The organism is Allobosea sp. 05T422_2, from assembly GCF_056396265.1.
The window spans coordinates 1-21774 of record NZ_JBFTLD010000218.1 but is presented as its reverse complement, the minus strand read 5'-3'; the positions used below and the strand labels follow the sequence as shown (position 1 = coordinate 21774).

The following is a 21774-nucleotide window of genomic DNA, read 5'->3' as shown; positions in this document are numbered from 1 at the left end:
AGCTCGCGGATCTCCATCTCGACCAGCTCGAGCAGCTCCGCGTCGTCGACCAGGTCGACCTTGTTCATGAACACCACCAGCGCCGGAACGCCGACCTGGCGCGCCAGCAGGATGTGCTCGCGCGTCTGCGGCATCGGGCCGTCGGCAGCCGACACGACCAGGATCGCGCCGTCCATCTGCGCCGCACCCGTGATCATGTTCTTCACGTAGTCGGCGTGGCCGGGGCAGTCGACATGCGCATAGTGACGGTTCGCAGTCTCGTACTCGACGTGAGCCGTCGAGATCGTGATGCCGCGRGCCTTCTCCTCMGGYGCCTTGTCGATCTGGTCATACGCCGTGAACGACGCACCGCCAGACTCGGCCAGAACCTTCGTGATCGCAGCCGTCAAAGACGTCTTGCCATGGTCAACGTGACCAATCGTTCCGATATTGCAGTGCGGCTTCGTCCGCGCAAACTTCTCTTTGGCCATGACACCTTTTCCTCGACGACGGCCATCCCCGGCCGGAAAACGGGGTCGCATTAGGGGGTTTTGCGCGTCGATGCAAGCTGTGGCGGGCGAGATGACGCCAGCCGCGCACCGCGTCACCCCAACCGCATGCGTCCTGCGCTCAGGGCATCGTCACGAGACCGCCGCCCTCAGTGAGCCGGCACTGGAATCTGTTCGCGAGAAAGCTCCCCGTCCGTGGCCTTGGCGAGCAACCGCAAGCCGGCCAAGGCCGGAGCCCCTAAATGCCCCTCACGAACCACGCCCCCGCCACGGCTACTCGCGCAGGAGCCAGGCGGAAAACGACGCGGAGGCACTGTCGATCGCCTCATACGCTGGATCACCCCGGATCTGGTCGGCAATGGCGAGCGCAGCAAACCCGATGAGGATTCCCACGGGCGTGGCAGGCACGACCGCAGTCGATGCAGCCCTGACGCCAGTCAGGTTAGGGTATTGCGTCAGCGGCCGCCCCGTCACCCCATCGAGCACGATCACGTCCGCGCTGAAATTCGCCTGCCCACCGGGAGCTATCAGCGACCTCACCACGACCTTCAGCTTGGCCGCGTGCTTGCCCGAAGGCTGTTCGGTAAAGCGCTTTCGGAAGCTGTCGCGAGTGATCTGCGCCAGCGTGCTGTACATCTGCGTCCGAGCAGCCGCGCTCCGGCTGAGAGCCATGAATTTCTCATCCCACGCAGCCTCCTCCGGCGTCGGCCCATTGCCCGCTCCGGCAGGATCACGCCCCAGGGAAACGGGACGGGTCGATGCCGGCATCTGCGTGCCGGCATAGGCCATTCCAGCCTTCGGCCAGACTATGGCTGTCTGGCCGTCGACGGGCTTTGGCGTTTCGACGATAACGTCGACGATCCTGAGATCGCGTATCTCCGAGAAGGTCAGTCCTCGGTCCGGCGTAACGCAGCCGGCAAGCGCCGTGCCCAGAACGGCTGCAAGCAGAAATCGAATCATGGCGTCGAAATGCCCCCTGCGCAAAATGCGACTGGCGGGCGTTAACGATCCCGAAATCATTGCGCCAGTTGAACCAAGGTATTGGGCACGCAGGAAAACCGCCCCCGTGCCGGCACTCGCCTCGCCCTATTGCGAAGATACGGCGTGCGCCCCGAACACCCGCCGATAGCGGCCGACTTCGCCTGGCTCGCCCGAAGCCTTGTCGGGATTGTCGGAGAGCTTCACCGCCGGTTGGCCGTTCACCCGCGTCACCTTGCAGACCAGCGACATCGGATCGAGCGCGCGCGAACCGTCCGGCGAGCATCCGACGAGATCGTTGGTGAGATCGGTGCCCCAGCCGAAGGCCATGCGCACCTTTCCATCGAAATGCTGGTAGACCCGTTCGATCGCGGCGACGTCGAGCCCATCCGAGAAGACCAGCAACTTTTCGCGCGGATCGCGCCCCTTCTCGCGCCACCAGGCGATGATCTGCTCGCCGGCGGCTATCGGCGGGGCACTATCGGGACGGAACCCAGTCCAGTCCGCAACCCAGTCGGGCGCGCGCCGCAGGAAATCGGTGGTTCCGAAGGCGTCAGGCAATGCGATCAGCAGATTGCCGCCATAGACCTTGCTCCATTCCTCGAGCACACGGTAGGGCGCACCCAGCATCGTCTCGTCGCTGTCTGCCAGCGCCGCGAGCACCATCGGCAGCTCATGCGCGTTGGTGCCGATCGCCTCGAGATCATTGTCCATGGCGAGCAGCACATTCGATGTGCCCGTGAAGCGTGGGCCGAGCCCCTCCTTCAGCGCCTCCACGCACCAGCGCTGCCAGAGATGCCCATGGCGGCGCCGCGTGCCGAAATCCGAGAGGCGCAGTTCCGGCAACTGCTGCAGACGCTCGACCTTCGCCCACATCTTCGCTTTGGCGCGGGCATAGAGCACATCGAGCGAGAAGCGCTTCTGACCAACCATCACCCGGCGCGCACGCAACTCGTTGATGATCGCCAGGGCCGGCACCTCCCACATCGTGCTGTGCGTCCAGGGGCCGCTGAAATGCAGTTCGTACTGGCCGTCCACCCGCCTGAGCTCGTATTCCGGCAACTGGAATTCGGCGAGCCAGGCCAGGAAATCCGGCGAGAACATCTGCGTCCTGCCGTAGAAGCTGTTGCCCGCGAGCCAGATCAATTCCTTCTTGCTGAAGCGCAAACCGCGGGCATGATCGAGCTGCGCCCTGAGCTCGTTCTCATCGACAAGATCGGCAAGCCGGATATGGCGGGACCGGTTGATCAGCGAGAAGGTGACTTGCACATCCGGATGAAAGCTCCGGATCATCTGCAGCATCAGCAGCTTGTAGAAATCCGTATCGAGCAGGCTGCGAATGATCGGGTCGAGCCGCCAGCCGTGGTTGTAGGTTCTCGTCGCGATATCGGTCAGGGTCATGCGGCGCGCGTGTCCGTGCGGCTGAAGGGCCGAAAAGAACTAGGCGAGATCGCGAGCCTTGAACATCCACCCGAATTCGCGTCGGGGGCGAGCGGCGTGCAGGGCAAAGCCCGGCCGCAGGCAAACGCTCTGCACGCAAATGGTGATCCCGCAGAAGCCAAAACGGGGCGGCCGCGCCATCCTCGCGCTGACGCAAGTCTCGTCGAAGGCGAACCTGCCGCAGGCAGCAATGTGCGGGGTCAGGGCTGAGGGGCACCACCAGACATGGYGRGCGGCGTGCGTCCGCCCCTCGGCCAGTTCCTAATAGCGCTTCGCATAATAGCCCGAGGACGAATAGACCGACTGGCATTCAAGCCAGTACATGGATTGAACTGTCCGATTGACCGGAATCGCGCAGACAGGAGCAAGCTGCGCAGCCCTCTCTTGCGTCACCTGGCAGCCCGACAACACAATCCCGCAGGCGATCAGCAGGCATGCCCGTTGAACCGTTCCCATCGTCCTGTCTCCTGTTGCGAGCTATATTCGACAGCTTCGCCGCCAACAGATCCAATTTGTCCTGTTACCCGGCAGCGCGATCTCGATAGCCATGCGAGGCACAGTAATTTCTTAGATAGACGTTTTCTCCGCCGAAGTTGAGGGATTTATCGTTCGATAACTCCACATTTTTTCGATATTCCACGCTGCGGCACCCGCCCGCGCGCCGAAACGTCATCGTGTCCTGTTATCGATAGAGAACAGGCCGGGACCTGACCATCCGGGCCGGACATGGTCCGGCTCGGCTGTCGACCCCGGGCAGACACCAGTCAACGATGACGATGCAGGGCGAACGGAAGGTTCTTCTGCTTGTCTTCTATCTTCTCGTCGAGAAGAGCATCAAACCGATCATAGTCGAGGCGAAGCTTTCCGAAAAACTCGCCCCCCGTGTCAGCGCTCGATAAAGGCACGTTGCAGTTGATCGGAGATCGGCTTCAGCAGGTAGCTCATCATTGTGCGGCTCCCTGTCTGCATGAAGACCTCCGCCGGCATCCCCGAAACGAGCGGCGAGTCGGCCAACCGGCGACGTTCATCGTTAGGAAGGGCGACCCTCACCGTGAAAAACGGAGCATTGGTCTGCTGGTCGCGGCTGATATCGGCAGAAACATACGATACGACACCCGTCAGCTGCGGTGTCACACGTTGGTTGAAGGCGGAAAAGCGGATGAACGCCTTCTGACCCGACCGCACCTGGTCGATGTCGTTGGGCTGGAGCCGCGCCTCGACCTGCAGATCGTCGGAATCCGGCACGACTTCCATGACCGTGTCGCCGGCGCGGACGACACCGCCGATCGTGTGCGCGGCAAGCTGGTGAATCACGCCCGAGGTCGGTGCACGAATATCGATCCGGTCGAGGAGGTCTCGCGCGGAAACGCCACGCTCGACGAGCTCGGCCTCCTTGCCCCTGGCCTCGCCGAGTTCCTTCACGACATCGGTCCGAAAGTCCTGATCGATCCTTACGATCTGAAGCTGTGCCTCGCCGATTTTTGCCTTTGTCTCGGCGATTGCCGAGATCAGTTGCCCCCGCTCGCCCTCGATACGTGCGGATTCTCGCTGCAGGGTCGTAAATCGCGTCAGCGGCACAAGCTTCTTGTCATACAGCGTCTTGATTCCAGAGAGTTCGCCCCCGATCAATTCCAGCTGGCTTGCCTTGGATTTGAGCTGGGCATCGAGGCCTGAAATCTCTTCGCCAAGCTGCGCGACACGACTTTGCAGCAAGTCCTTCTGGCTTTGCCGCGCATTCGCACGAGCCTTGAACAGCGACTCTTCCGACGCCAGGAGCGCGTTGACACCGGTCTCTGCCGATCGCGCGGCCATCTCGGGCGGCGTTTCGATCTGCGCGTGAGCGTCGCGCTCGGCCATCAGCCGTGCAATCCGAACCCGGAATTCATCAAGCTGCTTGCTCACCACCTGGAGACTCGCCCGCGCCTGGGTTGCATCCAGTTGCAGCAGCAGATCGCCAGCGTTCACCCGCATGCCATTATGGACCGGAATCTGCGCGACAATTCCGCCGGTCGGATGCTGGATCGCCTTGACGTTCGATTGAACGACCAGATTGCCGGGAACGGCGACCGCGCCGGCCAGCGGCATCAATGCACTCCACGCACCGATCAAGACTCCGCCACCGATCAAAACCCGAAGGCCAATCCTGAGCTCGCGGTTGAACGCGCGTTCGACCCGCGACGCCAGAGTATCATTCCGGGCATCCGCCGTGCCAGCCGTCAGCTCGGCGCGGCGCCTGTCGATCAATCGGTCACTTGCCGGCGTAGCCGCGGCGTCGCTTCCCCTGGGGTGAACAGTCGATCGGGATGTATCGATATGCAACATTTGCCGTTGAGCTCCATTGGCCGACGCGACATGGGCTGGCACGGGCGCCAACGGCGTCGGGTCGACAGGTGCGATGGGCGGGCTGAGATGCGCCGGAGGCTGCGTGGGGCCACTGCGGTTCACGAGGGAACGACCTCGGCAACCTGTGTCTGGCCAATCTGGTTCGCGCTTGACACTGTCGCAGGTCGGCGCGTTGCCACGGTCTTCTCTGTGTGAACGCGCGCAAAGATCTCGTCGCGGGGGCCGAATGCAACCGTCTTGCCCTCGTGGAGGACCATCGCCATGTTCAGTTCGGAGAGAGCGCTGGGACGATGCGAGATGACGATGACAATGGATTTGTCGCGACGCAGGATCTGAATGGCGCGCGCTAATGCGCCTTCCCCCTCCGCATCAAGATTGGCATTGGGCTCATCGAGCACGACGAGGAACGGATCACCGTAGACCGCGCGCGCCAATCCAATCCTCTGGCGCTGCCCCGCCGAGAGCGACATGCCGCCTTCGCCGATGCGCGTTGAATATCCCTCCGGCAAACGCAAGATGATGTCGTGCACGCCCGCTATCTGCGCGGCCTTCAAAATGGCCTCGGACGTCGCCTGATCTTCAAATCGGCAGATATTTTCTGCGACGGTGCCGTCGAACAAGGCCACATCCTGCGGGAGATAGCCGACATGACGCCCCAGGTCCTCATTGCGCCACTGATCGATCGCTGCGCCGTCAAGCCGCACCACGCCATTGCTGACCGGCCAAATTCCGACCAGGGCCTTCGACAGCGAGGTTTTTCCCGATGCGCTCGCGCCGAGAAGCGCCAATCCCATGCCCGCCGTGAGCGAAAATGAAATATGCGAGACGATCGCTTTATCCGTGCCTGGTGCGGTAACGGCGAGGTCCTGAACCAGGAGTTCGCGGCAAGGGCGCGGGAGCATCACCGGTGGCGCGGGAGGAGCAGCGGTCACCTTGAGGATTTCGCGCAAGCGGGCAATGCTCTGACGCGCAGCGACAAGTTGTTTCCAGCTGCCAAGCGCCACCTCGATGGGCGCAAGCGCCCGCCCCATCATGATCGACGAGGCAATCATGATGCCCCCCGACGCCTTGTCGGTCACGACGAGATAGGCGCCGATGCCCAACATCCCGGATTGCAGCACGTAGCGGAGAACCTTCGCAGCTGATCCGAGATTGGCATAGACGTCGCTGGCCCGGCCATTTTCGCGCAGACAGCGTTCATTGGCCTGCGACCAACGCGCCGTGAATCGGTCCTGCATTCCAAGCGCCCGGATCACTTCGGCATTTTGCCGGGTCGCATCCGCCAGGACCTGGCGCTGCGCGCTGCTGTCCATGGCGGCCCTGGCTGCCCCACGCGACACGCGCTCGGTCAACACTGTCATCGCAATGATGGCAACGGTCCCAAGCACGGCCGTGACGCCAATCGCCGGATGGAACAGAAACAAGGCGATGATGAAGATCGGGATCCACGGCATGTCCAGGAACGCCGTCGGCCCCATGCCCGACATGAACGCCCGAATCTGATCCAGATCGCGGAGCGGCTGCTGCATCAGGATGGGCTTCACGCCGCGCAGAGGAAGCGTGGCGAGCGCGGTGTGGATCGCTTCCTGCAGGCCGACATCGAACAGCGTTCCGACGCGGGAGAGCATGCGCGAGCGCAGCGCGTCGGCATAGCCTTGAATGAGATAGGCCAGCAGAACCACGAGCGAAAGACCAAGCAAGGTCGCGATGTTGCGGCTCGGGATCACCCGATCATAGACCTGCAGCATATAGAGTGAGCCAGACAGCATCAGCAGATTGATCACGCCGCTGAACACGGCGATTCCGGTCATGCGACGCGCACTGTCGCGCAACCCGCGTGCGACCGGATCGTCAGATGCCGGTATCGAGCGCCCCTCAGATATCGTGCCGGATTGAAATATCTCTGGTCCGTAGCTTTGAGCGAGACTCATGCCTCTTCTGCGCCTTTTTGTCCGGCCGATACGTGTCGGCGATCACATGTGCTTGACGGGCGATACCGCCCCATTTTCCGGCAAGAATGCGCCGGTTCCCGTCAAGCCGCGCGGCGCGATGAAGCGACCGCCATGAGCGAGACACAGAGCCGGCTCGGGCAATCCAAGGCAGGTCGGCTAAGGCAGGTCGGCTAAGTCCAGTTTGCCTGAACGCGGCAGGTTGGCCGTGAGCAGGAGAGGCCACGAAGCGCCGGACATGTCGGAACCACAGACCGGCTTTCAAGGCAAAGGTGTCGTTGCCGGCGCTGAAAGGCGACGGGACGCTTCCGGAGTTGGCGCGGCAGTTCGACGTCCGCGCCAATCAGATCACGCAATGGCGGGGGCAGCGCTGCTTTCGGGCGCCAACAATGACGTCCTCCCGTCTGCGGCCGCTCGGCCGAGTCGGCTTCCAACACCATGGATGAACCAGGAGTTGGAAGCCTGCCCGCGCGACGTCATCCCCACATGTGATGGAGATGATGTGCCGTATCGACAATCGGTGAATGATGGATGTCGGCTGTCGCGTGATCGTGTGACGAAGGCGGGGCAGCGTCAGCGACCGTACCCGGAGGTGTCGGCGTTGGTTTCGGATCAGCGGCTGCGGTCGCGGGCGCAGTGACCGCCGTCGACAGCACCTGGGCCACGGTCAGGCCATCCGGGTTGAAATGGCCGCCGGTTATCGGAATGTTGTTGCCACCCACGTCTGCGGCATTGTCGTGGATGACCTCGGCAGCTGCCGTGACCAGGGCAGCATCGCCGGTCTTGAGACCTTTGATCATCGCATCGACTTCGGCCCCGAGCGTGCTGCTCGGTGTCAATTCATTGTCGAAGCGTGCCCCGAAGATCCCACCCTGCGCCAGATCGAACTTGGTTGCGTTCTTTTCGAAGGTTTGAAACTCGCTGATCAGGGCATTGATCGCATGCGTATCGCCCGATCCGACAAGTTGTTCTGCCCGCTGGCCCAGCGAGTTGCCTTGCGCGATGAAGTTTGCCCAGAAAGCCGTTTGAGCGGCATTGTCCTGATATCTCGGGGTTGGATTGAGAGCGTCAGGAAATTGGGAAAAGCCCGATACGCCTCCCTGGCTGGCCAAACCAGCCAGATTTGCATCCCCCTGGATGATATCGATCATGTCCAGGATATTGTCGTTGCTGCCCCGGCCGGCGTCCGGGTCGATGCCAGCCTGGTTGATATAGGTGATTTCGAGTTGCGCCTGCCTCATGACGGTGTCGGCATGAATGCCGGTGAGACCCTCGAACTGCGCGGGCTGCGCGTCGATCAAATGCTTGAGGCCGCTGACGACGGCGTTCATGTCACTGGTGATGATCGCCTTGTTGTCCGAATTGACACCGCCRAGAATGCGATTGGCCGCATCGTTGAAGATGGCACCGATCTGGGCCAKGGTGGCATGAGGCGCAGTCGCCGCAGTCACGCCGTCGGGTAGCGTCTCCGGCGCCGCGAGAAATCCGGTCGCGCCATTCTGCGTGGCCAAGGTCGAAAGCGTGTGATCGTTATTGACGGTATCGAGGATTTCGAGATGGCTTGCACGCAGAGCAGCCTCGGCATTTGCGACGCTGCCGAATGATCCGCCGCCATTCACGGATGCTGTCGCGGCCGAAAGCGCGGTCGTGATATCGGACAAGACCGTCTGGATATGCGTGAGCGTGTCGCCGGAAAATTGACCTGCCTTTATCTCGGACTGGAGACCGCTCTCCACCGCTTTGAGGTCGTCCACATATCGCACCACGCTGCCATGGCCTTGGCCGCCTTCCTCGACTGCGTTTTGCCATAGGCCGCCAACGAGCGCGCGGGTCGCGTCGTTGAACGTGGCGCCGAGATCCGAAAATTCCGGAGCAGATGAGGTGGGGGGAGTGGGCGTCTCGGGCGGTTGGGGCGGATTGTGATCACCGTGCTGGTGATGGTTGTCGTGTCGTTGATGCGTATCATGCGCGAAGCGAGCCAAGGCGGTCTTCCCTCTCTCTGGGTGCCGTGAGCGATAGCCACGGGTGGGGGAGCGTCGTGTACCAAAACGGTACGAGGCGGCCGGAAGATTGTTTACCTTCATGGCGTCAATCAGCCGAGATCGAGGCTAATCTGCGCAGAAGCAAAGGCGATTGGCCGACGAACTTGTGGCGAGCCAGGTCAGATACCACCTGATCGAGGCGCGAGCCTCGGACACGCCGCCATGGGCGCGCAGATGGACCTCTTCAACTTTCATTGATCGCCGGAGGCGTTAGACGAAGACGTTGGCGCGCCAGGCGTCTCTGCCGTCCATGCTGATCTTGACGCTGGCGCCGATAAGCAGAGCGGTGAACTTCCGGCTGGTGAACCGCGGACCTGATGCGTGTTGGCGATGTCAGGCTTGCCATGGCGAGCCATCGCTTCTTCGACCGTCTCGATGCAGAACGCGACATCCATGGTGATCGACAACGCCCGGCCAGAACCCGGCGTCTGAACCAATCGACGACAGCCCTCAGGTAGACGAAGCCGCGCGCCATGGGGATGTAGGAGACATCCATTTCCCGGACCTGATTAGGCCGCGTAACCGGCTGCTTGCGCAGAAGGTGGGGGAAGATCTTGTATCCCGGCGCCGGCTTCGAGGTGTTCGGCCGGCGATGGAGCACCTCGCCGTGTTCAGGCAGGAGCTACACTTATCCGACCTGTCTGGATGCACCGAGCCGGCTCTTCGCCATTCTGAGGCGAGAGTGTTGGAGCGGGTGAAGGGAATCGAACCCTCGTATTCAGCTTGGAAGGCTGCTGCTCTACCATTGAGCTACACCCGCGCCGGGTGCGACACCGCCTGAACGGCGACATCAACATAGACAGGACACGGTGGTGGGGGAAGCAGGACTCGAACCTGCGAAGGCATAGCCAGCGGATTTACAGTCCGCCCCCTTTGCCGCTCGGGACATTCCCCCGCCGTGTCGTGGACGCGCGCCGTGAAGCAACGTTGTCCAAGCGCCTGTTTCACTTTCGTGACGGGCAACAGGTGCGGGCGGACTTATGGTGACCGGGCTCCGGCGTGTCAACGGCAAAAAGCCGGTTCACCCACGTTTCCTTGTACGCTTCGGTAGCGGAACCGTCTTGCCGCGTTGTCCACATGCGCGGGAACACCAAGTCCCGAGAGCCTCAGATAACCCGCGATATCGGGAACCCCTCGATCAAAAATGACCAGCCCGGCCTGCTCCCTCGCAGCCTGATGGGAGCGCAGCTCCCAACYCAGCATCAGCTCGGCGAAGAGCTCGCGATCGGCCCAGGGCAATGCCTGTCCCTCGATCGCCACCTGATCGCGAATGATGGCGCGGCCGGCTTCCGGAGACGTCGCAAATCCTCGCTTTGAGAGCGCCTCGATCAACGTCGTCTTGCCGGAACCGGGCCCACCGGTAATCACGACGAAGCGCTGGATATCCTCGGTCCTAGCCATCCCGTTCCCTCTCAATCCCTCTTGCCTGCGACAGCGTCCGCTGCTGCTCGACACCGAAAATCCGTCGTCCGGGCTGGCAAAGCGCCGCCCGCCGTGGCAGGGCATGGGCCGTCACGCTTCGGAGGTCCCCATGCCCGCGCCGTTCCGCCCCAAGCCGGCCAGGCCCGGCGGCAAGCCCTTCGCACGCCGCGACCGCGATGCCGGCCCCCCGCCACACCGGCCCGGCGATATCGACGAGGCCGTGCTCTACGGCGTCCATCCGGTCATCGAGGCACTTCGCAATCCCAATCGACGCTTTCGACGCCTCCTCGCCACGGAGAACGCCCTGAAGCGGCTGAGCGAGGAGGTCGGCACGCTGCCGCTCGAACCCGAGCTGGTCCGCCCGTCCGAGATCGACCGCCTGCTCACTCCAGATGCCGTGCATCAGGGCCTCTATCTGGTCTGCGATCCCCTGCCCTCGCCTGATCTGGACAGCCTTCCCGACGATGCGATCGTGCTCGCGCTCGACCAGATCACCGACCCGCACAATGTCGGAGCGATCCTGCGATCGGCCGCCGCGTTCGGCGCTGCCGCGGTGATTGTCACGATTCGCCATTCTCCGGCAGCAACCGGCGTGCTGGCAAAATCGGCATCCGGCGCGCTCGAGCATGTTCCGCTGATCGCCGTGCGCAATCTCGGCGATGCGTTGGATCAGCTTGGCAAGCGCGGCTTCCAGCGAATCGGCTTTGATTCGGAAGGGGCGACTGCCTTCGACGAAATCGCCCTGCAGCGGCCACTCGTCATGGTGATGGGTGCGGAAGGGAAAGGCCTGCGTCAGCGCAGCCGCGATCTCTGCGACCATCTCGCAAGGCTGGAAGTGCCGGGTGCGATCACCAGCCTCAACGTCTCAAACGCCACCGCGATCGCGCTCTATGCGGCAAGCCGGCGGCGCTGACACTCAGCGCCGGGGCACATTGCGGATGCGGGCGCCGTCCTCGTCGCGGGCATAGCTCCCCTGCTCGCCGACACGGATGATGCGCACAATCGGCCGCTGCCGTGAACCTTCCAGCCGGTAGATCACCGGCTCGGGCGTCGGGGGCTGCGGAATCCCCACCATCACCGGCGTATAATCGCGCGAGCGATCGATAGTCCGCTCTGCCTCGCGCTCCTGCAGGATCACGGTGTCGCGGCCGAAATCGGAGGGGGAATACCAGGGGCCGCCGATGAACCCCGGGTTGCCCAGGAAACGTCGGGCACGATCATGCCGGAATATCGGTCCATTCTGGCGCGCCAAATGCCGAAAGCCAGGAGCCATTCGCGGCGCAAAGGACGGCGGCCCGGCCGGCGCGAAAGCCCTGCCTGACCCAGCTGCCACAACCTCGCTGACCGGGCTCAGGAAAACCAGGAATGCCAGCAGCGGCAACGTTGCATGGATGCGCGGCATCAGCGCGCTCCCCTTCCCCGCATCATGTCGGCCTCGCGCTGACTATAGGACAGTCAGCGCCGCACTGCCAATCCGGGAAAATCCGCCGCGTGCGGGAACGAGGGAAAGACCTCTACGCCTTAAGTCTTACGTCGAACGATGCAAGACCAAGTGCTTGATTGCACAACATTTCGCGTCAGCGCATTCCTGTGCAATTGCCGGATTGGTGCAAGCGAAACTTCACCCGGCAGGCAGTGGCATCGTGTCGCAAGAAATCGAGCCACAGGGAAACGGGCGGCCCGGGGGATAGTCCCGATGCCGGGCATTATTCAGGGGAGAACGCCATGAGCATGGCAGCACAGACATCGGGGGCTGCGGCGACGCGACGCCCCATGACGAAGGAAGAGAAGCGCGTCATTCTCGCTTCGTCGCTCGGCACCGTCTTTGAATGGTACGACTTCTATCTCTACGGTTCGCTCGCCGTGATGATCGGCGCGCATTTCTTCTCGGCCTTCGATCCGAATACGCGCGCCATCTTCGCGTTGCTCGCCTTCGCCGCCGGCTTCCTCGTCCGCCCCTTCGGTGCGCTGTTCTTCGGCCGCCTGGGTGATCTTATCGGCCGCAAATACACCTTCCTCGTCACGATCGTGATCATGGGCGCCTCGACCTTCCTGGTCGGCCTGCTGCCGAGCTACAACTCGATCGGCTGGATCGCACCGGTGATCCTGATCGCGTTGCGCATGCTGCAGGGCCTGGCGCTCGGCGGTGAATATGGCGGCGCAGCGGTCTATGTCGCCGAGCATGCGCCTCCGGGCCGTCGCGGCTTCTACACCTCCTGGATTCAGACCACGGCGACGCTCGGCCTGCTGCTTTCGCTGATCGTCATTCTCGGCATCCGCACCACCATGGGTGAGGCCRAATTTACTGCCTGGGGCTGGCGCATTCCATTCCTGGCCTCGATCTTCCTGCTGGCGATCTCGGTCTGGATCCGCCTGCAGATGCAGGAATCGCCGGCCTTCAAGAAGATGAAGGAAGAGGGCAGCGGCTCGAAAGCACCGCTTTCCGAGGCCTTTGGCCAGTGGAAGAATGCGAAGATCGCGCTGCTGGCGCTGTTCGGCCTCACCGCCGGCCAGGCCGTCGTCTGGTACACCGGTCAGTTCTACGCCCTGTTCTTCATCCAGAGCATCCTGAAGGTCGATCTCTATTCGGCCAACGTGCTGATCGCCTGGTCGCTGATCCTCGGCACCGGCGGCTTCATCCTGTTCGGCTCGCTTTCGGACAGGATCGGCCGCAAGCCCGTCATCCTGGCCGGCTGCCTGATCGCGGCGCTGACCTATTTCCCGCTCTTCGGCGCGCTCACCAAGGCAGCCAATCCCGGCCTCGCCGCAGCCCATGAGAACGTCAAGGTTCAGGTCGTCGMCGATCCTGCCAGCTGCGGCTCGGTCTTCGACCCGGTCGGCGTGCGCACCTTCACCCAGCCTTGCGATGTCGCCCGCCGCACGCTCGCCTCGCAGGCGATCCAGTACACCCAGGTCCCGGCCCCGGCCGGCACCGCGGCCAAGGTCACGGTCAACGGCAAGGATGTCGCGATCGATGCCGGCTTCGCCGCCAACATCGCCAAGGAAGCGGTCGCCGCCGGCTATCCCGCGGCGGGCGACGCCCGGATCGTCAAGACCGGCTTCATGAACGCGCTGTTCAACGCCCAGTCGCTGACCATCATCGGCATCCTGACGATCCTCGTCATCTATGTGACGATGGTCTACGGCCCGATCGCCGCCGCCCTGGTCGAGCTCTTCCCGACCCGTATCCGCTACACCGGCATGTCGCTGCCCTACCATATCGGCAACGGCTGGTTCGGTGGCCTGCTGCCGGCGACCTCCTTCGCCATGGTGGCTGGCACCGGCGACATCTTCTACGGCCTCTGGTACCCGATCGTGATCGCGATGATGACCTTCGTCATCGGCATGCTCTTCGTGCCCGAGACCAAGGATCGCGACATTCTCACCTACGACAACAACTGATCGGCCCATCACCGACAGGTACGAGCCCCGCCTCCCTGGAGGCGGGGCTTTTCTTTGGGCAAGCGGTAACCGATCTTGCCCTCGCCGCGCGCGGCTGGTAACCGCATCTGGCTGACCGGGCCGGATTAGCTCAGCGGTAGAGCAGCGGTTTTGTAAACCGAAGGTCGGGGGTTCAATCCCCTCATCCGGCACCACACATCTCTGGCTCGCTTCGCGCGACCGGTTAGCGGCACGAACGTGCAAGCGATGGTGTGAGAGCCTCCGGGCTGGGCGAACGGCCATGGACAGACGGGAACACTTGCTCGCGCTGGCCGAGCGTTGCGAGACGGCCGAAAAGCCCGATCGCGCGCTCGATGCCGATATCTATGAGGCGCTGGGCTTCACCGTACGGCGCAAGCCGAGCCATCTCGTCGGCCGCCGCACGCCCATGGGCGGCATCTATCAGCAGGGTTCGCTCTGGAAGGCGCTCGGCCTGGTCAGCGCTAATATCGACGTCGCGATCAACCTCCTGCGCCAGAAGGCTCCGGAGTGGAGCTGGAGCCTGCAATGCCTGGCCGAGGAGGATAGCGCTGCCTTCCAGGCCCTGGTCGCGGAATGTTCGGGCAACGCCATGCTCGGCTCATTGGCCCTTTGCGCGGCCATGCTGCGGGCCCTCGCACGTTATGACGGACTGCTGGCTGCCAGCGCCCCTTCGCACGACCAACGCATCCCCGCAGACGGCCAGCGCACCATAAACGCACCGCTCACGGAAAGTTGACCCCGCAACAATCCCGCGCGGTTGAAGCCCCCGAACCGGACGCTAGGCTGCTGCCCAGGCCGAAGACGCGCCTAGGGAGACTGCAATGCCGCCTTTTAGTCCGTCGCGCCGCACCGTGATTGCCGGTGCCGGCGCACTCGCTGTTGCCACCACGTTGGATTTACCCGCCGGGTTCACACCGGCTCAAGCGCAAGGAGCCCCCGTGAATCAGGCCCCCGGATACTATCGCTACAAGATCGGGGACATGGTCCTCACCGCGATCAATGACGGCTTCGCCCGTCGTCAGCTCGAGGGCTTCGTCCGCAATGCCGAACTCGCGGAGGTCAAGGCGGCGATGGCGCAGGCCTTCCTGCCAGCCGATGCCTTGAACATCACCTTTACGACGCTCGCCATCCAGAGCGGCGGAAAGCTCATCCTGATCGATACCGGCAATGGCGATTCGGGCGCGCCGACCTCCGGAACCTGGCTCGCCAATTTCCGTGCCGCCGGTTTCGATCCCAAGGATGTTTCGACGGTCGTCTTCAGCCATTTCCATGGCGATCATATCAACGGCTTCCGCCTGAAGGACGGCACGGCCGTTTTCCCCAATGCCGAGGTCATGGTCCCGGCGGCGGAATGGGCCTTCTGGATGGACGACGCCAAGATGAACGCCGCGCCCGAGGCCATGAAGGGGGCATTTGGCGGCGTGCGCCGCGTCTTCGGCCCTGTCTCCAAGGATGTGAAGCAGTTTGAGGCCGGCAAGGAGATCCTGCCGGGCATCACCGCCATCGCGGCGCCTGGCCATACGCCCGGCCACACCACCTTCGCGCTCAGCTCCGGCACGGCAAGGATGATGGTGATGTCGGACACGACCAACCACCCAGCCCTCTTCGCCCGCAATCCCGACTGGTCCGCGGTGTTCGATATGGATGGCCCGCAGGCTGCCGCCACGCGTCGCAGGCTGCTCGACATGGTCTCTGCCGACAAGATGCAGGTCGCGTTCTACCATGCGCCATTCCCGGCCACCGGCTACATCGCGAAATCGGGCAACGGCTTCGAGCTCGTGCCCGTGCAATGGACCACGTCCATCTGAGGCATGCGGCATCGTCGCGCATCGAGCCGGGKGCGACCCCGGCTCTTTTTATGCCTGCCCTGGCTCGCCCCTTCCGTCACCGCCGTGCTATGCCAACCGCTCCCTGCCCCTGAGCCTGGCTGATCCGGACCCCCTGATGACCGCGCGCTTCGCAGCCATCTCCTTCGTCGCCAGTGAGACGCCAGAGGCCGAAGCCGCGCTGGAGAAGCTCGTCGCGCGCTATGGCAATGCCGATTGCGACAGCGCCGATGTCATTGTGGCGCTTGGTGGCGACGGGCTGATGCTGCAGACGCTGCATCGCTTCATCGGCACAGGAAAGCCGATCTACGGCATGAATCGCGGCTCGGTCGGCTTCCTGATGAACGAGTTCCGCGAGCGAGGCCTGACCAAGCGATTGGAAGCCGCCCATCGCAGCATCGTCCACCCGCTTTCGATGCTCGCGATCGACGAGAATGGCCGGGAATACCGTGCCAAGGCGATCAATGAAGTGTCCCTGCTCCGGCGCTCCTACCAGGCGGCGAAGCTGCGCCTGTCCGTCGATGGCCAGGTGCGGCTGGAGGAACTGATTTCCGACGGTATCCTGCTCGCGACGCCTGCGGGCTCGACAGCCTACAATCTCTCGGCCAATGGCCCGATCCTGCCGCTCGATGCGCCTTTGCTGGCCTTGACTCCGATCGCCGCCTTTCGCCCGCGGCGCTGGCGCGGCGCCCTGCTTCCCGACCAGGCGCAGGTGATGATCGAGGTCCTGGAAGCGCCAAAACGCCCCGTCAGTGCGATGGCCGACCATATCCAGATCGACAATGTCGTCTCGGTCGCGATCGCGATCGACCGCAACATCGACCTCGTCATGCTGCACGATCCMGGCCACAGCCTGGATGAACGCATCCTGCGCGAGCAATTCGGCTACTGACCAGCCGGCGACGACGCCTCAGGCAGCGTTTCGAATATCCGCCTCGTCGAGTTCGACGAGCAGGGACGGATCGGCCTCGACCAGCAGGGCGAGCGCCGCATCATCTGCAAACGAATCCGCCATCAGCCGCGCTTCCTCGCGCGCCGCCTCGGCATCGAGCCGCCGCAGCAGACCGTTCAGCGAATCGGCCTCACTGCTTTCAAGGCTCTCGCAGCAGCTCATGACGCTGGCCATGATGGCGCGGTCGATGCCCTGCGTACCGCTCACCCGTTCGAAGCCGGACATGTTCAATGCGKCGATTGCTGCCGCAAAGGCCGGCAGCAACGAGCCCGGCATGCCGGCCTTCCGATACAGCCCCCGCAAGCTCGCGCCACTCCGGTCCCGGAGGATCGCCGACACGCGAGCGAGCGGCAGACCGGAAAGGGACGAGAACGCCGCCTCCGCCAGGGCCGGCTCTGCACTGAGGAGCGAGCGCAGCATCAACCCCGGCGTCAGCCGGCCGTTCTCGCGCAGGCACTCGACGATCRCAGGCGCATCGCTGTCTTCGCCGCCTGCTGCGAGAGCGACGGCAACCCGCTCGGTCGACTCGCGCGCCAGCCTTGCGCTGCGCTCCGGCGTCAGCCAGCCGCAGCCGGAGACGAAGCTCGCCAACGCATCCGACATCCGCCCTGCAATGGCCTGGCGTAGTCCTGCGGGCAGATCGTTTCGGGCAAGCAGCGCCTCGCGCAAGGCACCGGAGCCGCCCGCGCGCTCGAACATGCGCTCAAGCGAGAAACTCGGCATCCATGCGCTGCGATTGCCTGCCAGGGCCAGCAGCGCTTCCTCGCAGCCGACTTCGGCGAGTGCTGCCGCAACACTGGTCGGCAGGCACGGCCGCTGTGCAATCGCGCGTTGCGCCAGAGCATCCCCGACGGCAGCCGCATCGACCAGGTCCGCCTCGGACAGCACCGGTGAATGCGCCAGAACCAGTGCATTCACGTCGCTTTGCTCGGCGATGAGGTTGAGGATCAGCGCACGCGGCGCACGCGGCGAGGTCGCGACCTCCTCGGCGATGGCGCGGCGAACCAGGGGCGACGGATCGTCGATCAGGGCGATCAGCGCCGTTTCGGCCTCGCGGCGATCCTCGTCGGACATACCGGAGTGCAAATAGGCACCCGCAAGCGCGGCTGCGCCGGAGGCACGGGCTTCGGCATTGGCGGTCCGGGCCCAGAGCAGGAAACGGCGAACGATCATGTGCMGCTCCGCTCGACCATGAAGGCGGAAAGATCGAGCGGGGCACGACGCGGCTTCGCCGCGGACTTGGGTACGGTGTTCCCAGCCTGGGTCAGGTCGAGCGGGCGCGATGGCGGCAAGGGAGCAGTTGTAGCAGTCGGTKGGTTCGCGGGCACCGGTGAGGCGGACGGAGGAGACGGAGCGGCGTCGCTTGCGCCCTGCCGCGGGAAATAGCGGTCGGCCGGATCGAGCGCCGCCAGACGCGAAGCATCGCTACGCGGCGTCGTCCAGAGATTGGCCACCGCCTTGGAGACCGGCTGGCGCGAGCCCTCGGTCGAGAACAGCCCGATCAGCCCCTTGGCCCGGCCAGGCGCCAATGCGGCAGCAATCGGCACCGGCTGGTCAGTGCCGGCCGCGGAGTTGACGCTCCCGGTCGTGGTTGCTGCGGCAAGCTGCGTGTTGGCATGGCTCGYCGCCAGCACGCCGTAGACCTCCTGGGCCGTGCGGGCGCGGCCGGCCTTGTCGAAGAAGATGTTGCGATTGGCCGAAGCGGCCTCGGGAAAGTCCTTGGCTGCGACCCGCGTCGGATCGTTGCCGGCGGCGCGAATGAGGTCGCTCGCGCCACGCGAGCCGAGCACATGCGCCATGTAGAGTTCGCCGGCATTCGGCTGGCGACCGAGCGTCGAGGCAAGCTGGTCGCGGTTCTTCTGGGTCAGTGCCCCGGCCATGACGGCAGCCACCTGCGGATCATTGCGCAGTTGCAGGATCTTTTCTCGCGTCGCGGCGTCCGGCACGCTGAGCCGACCGGTCTCGTCGGCGCTGATCGCATTGGCGTAATTGGAAAGCCCCTGCTTCGGCCCCTCCTGCTTCACCATGGAAAGCCAGGTCTGCTCGATGAACTGGAACAGCCCGGTGGCGCTCGAGGTCTTGGCCTTCGCATCGGGATCAAGCGCCGATTCGCGCTGCGCCGTCTTCAGCAGGTAATCGAAACCGGCACCGCTCCGTTCGGCGCCGTCGCGAATGGCATTGACGACCGGATTGGCCGGTGCAGTCTCGCGCGTCGTAGGCGTAGTGAACAGGAACATGCAGACTCTCGGGCAGCCCGAGCGCAAGGTGCCGGAGCTCCTGTGGAGACTGCCCCGATTATGGTAAGCGAACCGTTAAACACGCGGAATCACCGAGCCGGCTTGAAGCGCCGGAATGCGGCATTGGAGGAGCGTTCATGACCGAGGTGAAACGGCACAAGCGCGGCGGGATCTATTTCGAGGATTTCCAGGTCGGCGCGGTCATCGAGCACGGGCTTACGCGCACCGTGACCCAGATGGACAACATGCTCTTCTCGAACATGACCTTGAATCCGCAACCTCTTCATATCGATGCGCATTTCTGCGCGACCGAGACGGAGTGGGGCAAGCCGCTGATGAACTCCCTGTTCACGCTGGGGCTGATGATCGGCATCTCCGTCAACGACACCACGGTCGGCACCACCATCGGCAATCTCGGCATGACCGACGTGACCTTCCCTGCCCCGCTCTTCGAGGGCGACACCGTGAACTGCGTCACCGAAATCGTCGGCAAGCGTGAGTCCCGCTCGCGACCCGATGCCGGGATCGTCGAGTTCCACCATCGCGCCTTTAAGCAGGACGGCACCCTGGTCGCCCAATGTCGCCGCCAGGCCTTCATGCGCAAACACCCCGAACCCACGACGATCGCGGTCTGACCGGATGCGTTCGCTCCTTTTCGTACCGGGCGACAGCCCGAAGAAGCTCCAGAAGGGCCTGGAGAGCGGCGCCGATGCGCTGATCCTGGACCTGGAGGATTCCGTCGCACTCGACGGTAAGGCCCAGGCCCGCACCATCAGCCTGGATTTCCTCAAGGCGGCTCGCCAGCAGGCGAAGCGGCCCCTCCTGATCGTGCGCATCAATGCACTCACGACCGGGCTCAGCGATGCCGACCTCGACATGATCATGCCGGGTGCCCCCGATGCGATCATGCTGCCGAAATCCGAGGGCGGCACCGATGTCTCGCATCTCGCCGCCAGGATCGCTGTTCGGGAGGCCGAATGCGAACTCCCGGACGGCGCGACGCGGATCATTCCGATCGCCACCGAGACCGGAAAGGGCATCTTCGGCCTCGGCAGCTATGCCGGCGCGACCCATCGGCTCGCGGCTCTGACCTGGGGAGCGGAAGACCTGTCCGCTGATCTCGGCGCCGAGACCAACCGGCTGAGCGACGGCTCCTATGCCGATCCCTACCGCCTTGCCCGATCGCTCACGCTCTTCGCCGCCGCATCCTCGCAGGTCGATGCGATCGACACCGTCTTCACAAACTTCCGTGATGCCGATGGCTTTCGCGCCGAATGCATCGCGGCTCGCCGGGACGGCTTCACCGGCAAGATGGCGATCCATCCCGCGCAGGTCCCGGTCATCAACGAGGTCTTCGCTCCAGCGCCCGAGGAGGTCGCCAAGGCCGAGGCCATCATCGCCCTGTTCGCGGCCAATCCGGGTGTGGGCGTGATCGGGCTCAACGGCGAGATGCTCGATCGCCCCCATCTTGTCAGGGCACAGCGCCTGAAGGGGCGGGCTGAGAAGCTGGGTCGATGAACCTGGGAAACCGATTCTGAAGAATCGGTTTCCCAGGTTCGATCAGGGAACGCGGATCTGGCGGCAGTTGCGCTGTGTCGAGGACAGGCAATCCTGCGCCTTCCGCGCGCGATCGAGTCCGAAGAGCAGCCAGATTCCGGCGCCAAGCAGCAGAAGCGTGGCGATGATCGCAAGCAGATTGACGGTCATTCGCCAGTCGTCATCCTCGTCCGGCGGCCGCGGCACGGGCCCTGCTCAGCCGCCGGTCGGGCGGATGATCGAGAACAGGTGGTCGACCTCGGCATAGTCCGCATAGCCGCAGCGGGCGATCGGATGGGCCGCCGCCGTGTCGAAACGTCCGTCCCGGACATAGGCGTCATCCATGAAGATCCCGACKACCTGACCCAGCACCATCCAGCGCGGCACCGGCTTGTCGTCGAGATCCTTGAGCTGCTGGATGGAGAGCAGCTTGCACTCGAGCGCGGCCGGGCTGCCGGCGACACGCGGAGCCTTGACGAATCTTGACTCGGCMATTGCGAGCCCGGAATGCTCGTATTCGCTCGCCCCGCGCGGCAGCGGCGCCGATGTCAGGTTCATCTGCTGCGCCAGTGCCTTGGTGACCAGCGAGCAGGTGAACTCGCCCGTCTCCTCGATGAAGGAAACCGCGTCCTTCTTGTCCTCGGAGGAGAACATCACGATGTGCGGCCGCGACGAGACGGCGTTGAAAAAACTGTAGGGCGAGAGATTGATCTCGCCCTTGGCACTCAGCGCCGTGATCCAGCCGATCGGACGCGGCGTCACGATCGCCTTGAACGGGTCGTGCGGCAGGCCGTGGTCCTGGAGCGCGGTCGAGTAGATCATCGGCTCAGGCCCCGTAATTGCTGACGATGTCGGCGAGCACCGGCCGGTCCCGGTCGGCGGGGACGGTTTCGGGCGTGCCTATATGGATGAAGCCTGCCATGCGCTCATCATCAGCGAGGCCGAACGCAGAGAGCACGTCGCGGTCGAACGAAAACCAGTTGGTCAGCCAGGAAGCACCGAAACCCATCGCGTGAGCAGCCACGAGGATGCTCATGCAGACGGCCCCGGCGGAAAGCTCCTGCTCCCATTCCGGAATTTTGACATGAGGCCGCGCACGCGAGACCACGCCGATGATCAGCGGCGCATGGGTCAGGCG

The 21774-nt window shown here is 63.9% G+C and carries 19 protein-coding genes, 3 tRNA genes and 2 pseudogenes; 8 read left to right on the top strand and 16 right to left on the bottom strand.

Going from position 1 to position 21774, the window contains the following annotated elements:
• The 10 genes and pseudogenes from AC1DJT_RS27480 to AC1DJT_RS27435 all read right to left on the bottom strand — a co-directional run.
• Positions 1 to 470 (bottom strand): GTP-binding protein (locus AC1DJT_RS27480; RefSeq protein WP_476835278.1); only part of this gene is annotated, 470 nt, incomplete at its 3' end.
• Positions 471 to 761: 291 nt separating this feature from the next.
• Positions 762 to 1448, bottom strand: coding sequence for a hypothetical protein (locus tag AC1DJT_RS27475; protein WP_441491372.1), 687 nt, complete (start codon positions 1446 to 1448; stop codon positions 762 to 764).
• Between the two features lie 126 nt (positions 1449 to 1574).
• Positions 1575 to 2867 (bottom strand): nicotinate phosphoribosyltransferase, encoded by a 1293-nt coding sequence (pncB, locus tag AC1DJT_RS27470; RefSeq protein ID WP_441506142.1) that lies wholly within the window; start codon positions 2865 to 2867, stop codon positions 1575 to 1577.
• 924 nt (positions 2868 to 3791) lie between these two features.
• Positions 3792 to 5228: an HlyD family type I secretion periplasmic adaptor subunit gene (locus AC1DJT_RS27465; protein WP_476769941.1), complete on the bottom strand. Its 1437-nt coding sequence runs from the start codon at positions 5226 to 5228 to the stop codon at positions 3792 to 3794.
• A 119-nt stretch (positions 5229 to 5347) separates the two neighbouring features.
• The gene (locus AC1DJT_RS27460; protein WP_476769940.1) at positions 5348 to 7060 is read right to left on the bottom strand and encodes a type I secretion system permease/ATPase; all 1713 of its coding nucleotides are present in this window, start codon (positions 7058 to 7060) and stop codon (positions 5348 to 5350) included.
• Between the two features lie 614 nt (positions 7061 to 7674).
• Complete coding sequence (locus tag AC1DJT_RS27455) at positions 7675 to 9180, bottom strand: hypothetical protein (protein ID WP_476835277.1); 1506 nt, start codon at positions 9178 to 9180, stop codon at positions 7675 to 7677.
• A 174-nt stretch (positions 9181 to 9354) separates the two neighbouring features.
• Positions 9355 to 9844: pseudogene (locus AC1DJT_RS27450) on the bottom strand (DDE-type integrase/transposase/recombinase); the annotation flags it as partial.
• Between the two features lie 82 nt (positions 9845 to 9926).
• Positions 9927 to 10000: transfer RNA gene (locus AC1DJT_RS27445), tRNA-Gly, on the bottom strand.
• Positions 10001 to 10050: 50 nt separating this feature from the next.
• Positions 10051 to 10135 (bottom strand) — tRNA-Tyr (locus AC1DJT_RS27440).
• 152 nt (positions 10136 to 10287) lie between these two features.
• Positions 10288 to 10641, bottom strand: a pseudogene (locus AC1DJT_RS27435) (AAA family ATPase); the annotation flags it as partial.
• Positions 10642 to 10771: 130 nt separating this feature from the next.
• Between AC1DJT_RS27435 and rlmB the strand changes: the two are divergent.
• Positions 10772 to 11575 carry a 23S rRNA (guanosine(2251)-2'-O)-methyltransferase RlmB gene (gene rlmB / locus AC1DJT_RS27430; protein WP_441491377.1) on the top strand — a complete coding sequence of 268 codons (804 nt, stop codon included), beginning with the start codon at positions 10772 to 10774 and terminating at the stop codon, positions 11573 to 11575.
• Between the two features lie 3 nt (positions 11576 to 11578).
• Here rlmB and AC1DJT_RS27425 read toward each other — a convergent pair whose 3' ends face one another.
• Positions 11579 to 12064, bottom strand: a complete 486-nt coding sequence (locus tag AC1DJT_RS27425; RefSeq protein WP_441491378.1) for a hypothetical protein — start codon at positions 12062 to 12064, stop codon at positions 11579 to 11581.
• Between the two features lie 323 nt (positions 12065 to 12387).
• Between AC1DJT_RS27425 and AC1DJT_RS27420 the strand changes: the two genes are divergently transcribed.
• The 5 genes from AC1DJT_RS27420 (at position 12388) to AC1DJT_RS27400 (ending at position 16803) form a co-directional block, all read left to right on the top strand.
• A complete protein-coding gene (locus tag AC1DJT_RS27420; RefSeq protein WP_476835276.1) occupies positions 12388 to 14064 on the top strand; it encodes an MFS transporter in 1677 nt (558 codons plus the stop codon).
• A 119-nt stretch (positions 14065 to 14183) separates the two neighbouring features.
• Positions 14184 to 14258, top strand: a tRNA-Thr gene (locus AC1DJT_RS27415).
• An 86-nt stretch (positions 14259 to 14344) separates the two neighbouring features.
• The gene (locus tag AC1DJT_RS27410) at positions 14345 to 14821 is read left to right on the top strand and encodes a hypothetical protein (protein ID WP_441491380.1); all 477 of its coding nucleotides are present in this window, start codon (positions 14345 to 14347) and stop codon (positions 14819 to 14821) included.
• Between the two features lie 202 nt (positions 14822 to 15023).
• Positions 15024 to 15893, top strand: a complete 870-nt coding sequence (locus AC1DJT_RS27405; protein ID WP_441506148.1) for an MBL fold metallo-hydrolase — start codon at positions 15024 to 15026, stop codon at positions 15891 to 15893.
• A gap of 136 nt (positions 15894 to 16029) precedes the next feature.
• Positions 16030 to 16803 (top strand): NAD kinase, encoded by a 774-nt coding sequence (locus tag AC1DJT_RS27400; protein ID WP_441506149.1) that lies wholly within the window; start codon positions 16030 to 16032, stop codon positions 16801 to 16803.
• A gap of 18 nt (positions 16804 to 16821) precedes the next feature.
• Here the strand turns inward: AC1DJT_RS27400 and AC1DJT_RS27395 are convergent, their stop codons facing one another.
• Together AC1DJT_RS27395 and AC1DJT_RS27390 are read right to left on the bottom strand one after the other, a co-directional pair.
• Positions 16822 to 18036 carry a DUF2336 domain-containing protein gene (locus tag AC1DJT_RS27395; protein WP_476835275.1) on the bottom strand — a complete coding sequence of 405 codons (1215 nt, stop codon included), beginning with the start codon at positions 18034 to 18036 and terminating at the stop codon, positions 16822 to 16824.
• Positions 18033 to 19100: a lytic transglycosylase domain-containing protein gene (locus tag AC1DJT_RS27390; protein WP_476835274.1), complete on the bottom strand. Its 1068-nt coding sequence runs from the start codon at positions 19098 to 19100 to the stop codon at positions 18033 to 18035. The genes AC1DJT_RS27395 and AC1DJT_RS27390 overlap by 4 nt, the downstream gene beginning before the upstream one ends.
• 137 nt (positions 19101 to 19237) lie before the next feature.
• Between AC1DJT_RS27390 and AC1DJT_RS27385 the strand changes: the two genes are divergently transcribed.
• Both AC1DJT_RS27385 and AC1DJT_RS27380 read left to right on the top strand, forming a co-directional pair.
• Positions 19238 to 19735: a MaoC family dehydratase gene (locus AC1DJT_RS27385; RefSeq protein WP_441491385.1), complete on the top strand. Its 498-nt coding sequence runs from the start codon at positions 19238 to 19240 to the stop codon at positions 19733 to 19735.
• A gap of 4 nt (positions 19736 to 19739) precedes the next feature.
• Positions 19740 to 20618, top strand: coding sequence for an HpcH/HpaI aldolase/citrate lyase family protein (locus AC1DJT_RS27380; protein WP_441506152.1), 879 nt, complete (start codon positions 19740 to 19742; stop codon positions 20616 to 20618).
• Between the two features lie 42 nt (positions 20619 to 20660).
• Here the strand turns inward: AC1DJT_RS27380 and AC1DJT_RS27375 are convergent, their stop codons facing one another.
• The 3 genes from AC1DJT_RS27375 to AC1DJT_RS27365 all read right to left on the bottom strand — a co-directional run.
• Positions 20661 to 20807, bottom strand: a complete 147-nt coding sequence (locus AC1DJT_RS27375) for a hypothetical protein (RefSeq protein ID WP_441491387.1) — start codon at positions 20805 to 20807, stop codon at positions 20661 to 20663.
• Between the two features lie 45 nt (positions 20808 to 20852).
• Positions 20853 to 21458, bottom strand: coding sequence for a flavin reductase family protein (locus tag AC1DJT_RS27370; protein WP_476835273.1), 606 nt, complete (start codon positions 21456 to 21458; stop codon positions 20853 to 20855).
• A 4-nt stretch (positions 21459 to 21462) separates the two neighbouring features.
• Positions 21463 to 21774 (bottom strand): nitroreductase family protein (locus AC1DJT_RS27365; RefSeq protein WP_476835272.1); only part of this gene is annotated, 312 nt, incomplete at its 5' end.